Source organism: Sphingopyxis sp. (assembly GCF_036402335.1).
GTDB lineage: Bacteria > Pseudomonadota > Alphaproteobacteria > Sphingomonadales > Sphingomonadaceae > Sphingopyxis.
Map to the genome: position 1 here is coordinate 1 of NZ_DASWTD010000076.1, position 3786 is coordinate 3786.

Annotated in this window: 4 protein-coding genes; 1 reads left to right on the plus strand and 3 read right to left on the minus strand. The window is 63.6% G+C overall.

The features are described 5' to 3' along the window. Window positions 1-116: 116 nt before the first annotated feature. Window positions 117-695, minus strand: a complete 579-nt coding sequence (locus VGD20_RS02340; protein WP_331132914.1) for a hypothetical protein — start codon at window positions 693-695, stop codon at window positions 117-119. A 247-nt stretch (window positions 696-942) separates the two neighbouring features. Between VGD20_RS02340 and VGD20_RS02345 the strand changes: the two genes are divergently transcribed. Continuing rightward, on the plus strand, window positions 943-1092 hold the full coding sequence (locus VGD20_RS02345; protein WP_331132915.1) for a hypothetical protein: 150 nt from the start codon (window positions 943-945) through the stop codon (window positions 1090-1092). Window positions 1093-1211: 119 nt separating this feature from the next. Here the strand turns inward: VGD20_RS02345 and VGD20_RS02350 are convergent, their stop codons facing one another. Next, window positions 1212-2966 (minus strand): ParB/RepB/Spo0J family partition protein, encoded by a 1755-nt coding sequence (locus VGD20_RS02350; protein WP_331132916.1) that lies wholly within the window; start codon window positions 2964-2966, stop codon window positions 1212-1214. Window positions 2967-3334: 368 nt separating this feature from the next. Continuing rightward, window positions 3335-3786, minus strand: a 452-nt coding sequence (locus VGD20_RS02355) for an NUDIX domain-containing protein (RefSeq protein WP_331132917.1), incomplete at its 5' end; no start/stop codon positions are given.

Sequence of the window (3786 nt, forward strand, 5' to 3'; positions counted from 1 at the left end):
CTCCTGCACCAGATCGAGCGCCTCATCGGGACCGACCCGACGCCGGAGCTTACGCAGAAGGCGCCGATGCTCGGTGCGAAAGACCTTCTCGAACGCCGCGCCTTGCTGCGGCGCGGTCATAACCGCGCCTCCCTCTGACGATGACGTGATCTCCCGGGGCGCGGATGCCCGGTGACGTCGCGCACGCGATCGAGCAAGGCGCGCAGGATCGGACGAACCGCGTCAAGGGTGTATCCGCCATCGTCGGGGCGCGGCTGGTCGAACTGGTGCGCATGACCCCACTTCCAATAGGGCGAGAGAACCGCCGCAAGGCGCGCCATGTCGGGGCAGTGATGCGCGAAGCCGGTTGCGTTGGCGTAGGCCAGCCCTTTGGCGATATCGAGCCGGACATGCCGGGCGTTCCACCGGTCGGAAAAGCCGACGTCGAGCAGGTGCGACGTCAGCGCGAGCTGGGTGACGATGCCCGACTGATAAAGCATCTCGTCGCGCCGATCGTAGAAACCCCGGTCCAATGATTCGAAAAAGGTTTCGGCATTGCGATAGCGGAAGCGGCTTAAACTCCGCCGCTCTCTGGTCCGGACGAGCGCGGCCGGTTCGTCGTCATAACGATTGTGAAGCAGCGTTAGCGCATGATCCCAGGGAGATATGACAGGGGCGGCAAGCGCTGCGGCGGGTGCAGCGGCAAATGCGCTCAAAAGAGCACGGCGGGACGTTGGTGAACCCATTGCCGAATCATCGGCAGGAATATTGCGTGGCATGATGGACCTTCCTTCCATGCTCCATCGCCTCGGACGCCTCCATTGGCCCTCCGACCGAATAAGCGGCACCGCTTATAGCCTGAAAGGAAGGAAATATTCAATAACCGGTGCCGCTTACTCGGCTTCCGATTGAACGGGCGCCGTGCTTGGTTACGACGCGAGCATGGGAAGACCGCCGCTCAATGTGAAATCGACCAATGTTCGTCTGCCGGAAGGGCTTGGCGAGCGTATCGACAAGCTGGTCGGGCGGCAGCGCAGGGCGGCCTTCATCCGCGAAGTGCTGGAACGCGAGGTCAAGCGGCTGGAAGACGAGCAAAACGCGGCGCTGGGCTAGCTACCGACGCGCTGGTGCTTTCTCTGTCGGTAGCAAGAAGAGAATGCCCGGCGCTTTCGCGCCGGGCGAAATTTGGGGGAACGGGCAGAGCCGCTCCCCCAATTGCACGCCACCGATCATCAAGCCGCCTCGCGAAGTTCCGGTTCGTCTTCGACCTGTGCCGGGGCGAGCAGCGGTGCGATATTATCGCTCCGTTCGACACAGCCGATGCCGTCGCGCTCGGTGTAGCCCGTAGGCGGAAAGGCGAACCAGCGGGGAAGCCAACCATCCACCTTGGCCCGGCCATTGTTGCCGATGAGGCAATCGACGAGAATGCCGCGCTGGACCTTGGGGGTCGCCCCGGCATTCGCTTCGGCGACCTGTGGCCCTGCAACCTCGGCGACGATGGCGGTGAGCAGTTGCTTGTCGCGAAGAAGGTCGGGCAGCACGGTCGCGTCGTTCCAACAACCGCGCATGTCGGTGCCGGTGATCTGACCGAGCAACTCTACCTCGGCACTGCCGACGCTAAGCGTCTCGCCCATCACGACGGGCAGGATGCCCATTACCGCCTCATCGGACAGTGCGGCTAAACGGATGAACAGTCCGGCGATGTCATGTTCGCCATCATCGCCGCCAACGACGGTGGGCGTCTCGGGATCGAATCCGAGCAGATCGAGCACGTTCCGCCGCGCCTTATCGAAGGCCGCTTCGCTCGCCGACACCTCGACGCTTTCGGCCGTGGCATCGCTCACGGCGCGCTGGCGTTCGACTTCGATTCGCCATAGCGGCGACCCGACGATGGCATGGGCGACCATCATGCGAAGCGCGATCCCCGGTTCGGACAGCACCGACGCCCGCACGGCGGCATGGCGGTGCAGGTCGATATAATTGCCGAGCGCCGCGCTGACCTCGGGGCGCACCGGCTTGGGCGTATCGGTGCCCGCTTCGCCCTTGGCGCGACGCCGCGCTTCCTTCGTCGTGATATAGCCTTCGTGAAAGACAACCTCGCCGCGCCGGCTGAGCGACACGAAGACCTTGCCACCCTTCTTCTTTGGACAGCGTTCGTGCTCCCCGCTATTGAAATAGGCGCCTCGCTCCATGACGACGACATCACACCATCCCGTCTCGCGATAGAAGGCTGCCTGCTTCTCGACCTCGGCCATCTGCGCCGTCCAGAAAGCATCGGCATCGGCAAAATAGCTGTCCTCGCCGAACAGATCGGGGACGATTTCACGGGTGCAATCGGCAAGATCGAACATTGCGACTTTGGCCGCAATCGCACTTCCACCGAATAGCCATGCCTTCAAGCTCGATCCCGTGGGAGCGTGCTTCTCGGGGCAATCGACGAGTGCCAGCCAGTCGCGCTGCTGCGTCTTGGTGGCGAGGGTCAGATGCCGCATGGTCACCGCATCGATCTTGTCGGCCCGGTACATGGTGCGGATGCGGGGAAGCAGATTGCCGATTGCCAGCGTCCGCTTCACCTGCAAGTCGGTCAACCCGAAGGTCAGGCCGATCTCCTCGACCTTGCGCCCTTCGCGCACGAGGCGGGTGAAGGATTCGCAGCGATTGATTTCGTCGGGGTCGAGGCGGGCGATATTCTCGATCAGCGAGGCTTCGAGCGCCGCCGCGTCGTCCCCGGCCTCCATCACCGCGCAGGGCAGCGGATCAATGCCGCCCTGTTCTTCGGCAACGGTGAGTGCCGCATGGTAGCGCCGCTTGCCCGCGACGATCTCGTAGTGGCCTTCCTCCGTTCCCGGACGGACGATCAGCGGCACAAGAATGCCTCGCGCCCGAACCGACGGCAGTATATTGGTCAGGTCCGGCTTCTTGGTGACGCCGCGCATGTTGGCGGGTGAAACCGAAAGGTGCAAAATTTCGATATGCTTGAGTTCCATGATGACTTCTCCGTGCTCTAAAAACCACCGCAGCCCCGGCTGAGCGGGGGGAGCGGCGAGAGCGACCGGAGAGACCAGCCATGGAGGCAGGGCGCACCGAAGGTCGGAATGAAATGGAGAACCCCGCAAGGGTTGCGCCCTGCCGGGCGGGGCTCACAGGAGAGCGACGCTCCCACCGCACGGCCGGAGGCCCACGCCATCGCGCGCAAGCGCGATGACCTTCGGGCCGGAGCCAGGCTCCGGCCCCTGCGTCAGTCGATCGTCACGGCCTCGGCCGACGAACCGGCGCGAAGCGGGGGCTCGGTGGAGCGCAGCGGAATAGAGCGCGGCCACCGCAGGCGGGACGCCAGCCATTCCCAATCGGCAACCTAATCAAAAAACGCCGGCTTGGCTGCATCGGCGGCGAAGGCGAAAGCGGCAAGAATGTCGGCTTCGATTGTCCTCCCTCGCGACAAGGGGGGCAAGTCGTCGATCCCGAAGAAGCGCGCGTCGGTGGTTTCGTCGCCGGGTCGCGGTATGGCGCAATCGGTCCGGTCGCAGAGAAAGAACATCTTGTAGAAATCACGAACGTCAGGAGGATAGCCCGAACTGGCTTTGTGCCGGACACCGAACAAGCGTCGGGCAGAAACCCTCAGCCCGGCCTCCTCCTGAAATTCCTTCTCCACGTTTCGAGCGGGAGATAGGCCGACGTCCGCAAAGCCGCCGGGCAATGTCCACAATCCGTCGCATTGCTCGCGCACGAGAAGTATCGCCTCGTCTTCGACGAGTGCGCCACGCACATCCACCTTAGGTGTTGCATAGCCCCGTGCAAAATCCGGAA

Excerpts from the sequence above, each read along its gene's own strand:
- VGD20_RS02350 (WP_331132916.1), bottom strand. The coding sequence starts at position 2,966 with ATGGAACTCAAGCATATCGAAATTTTGCACCTTTCGGTTTCACCCGCC.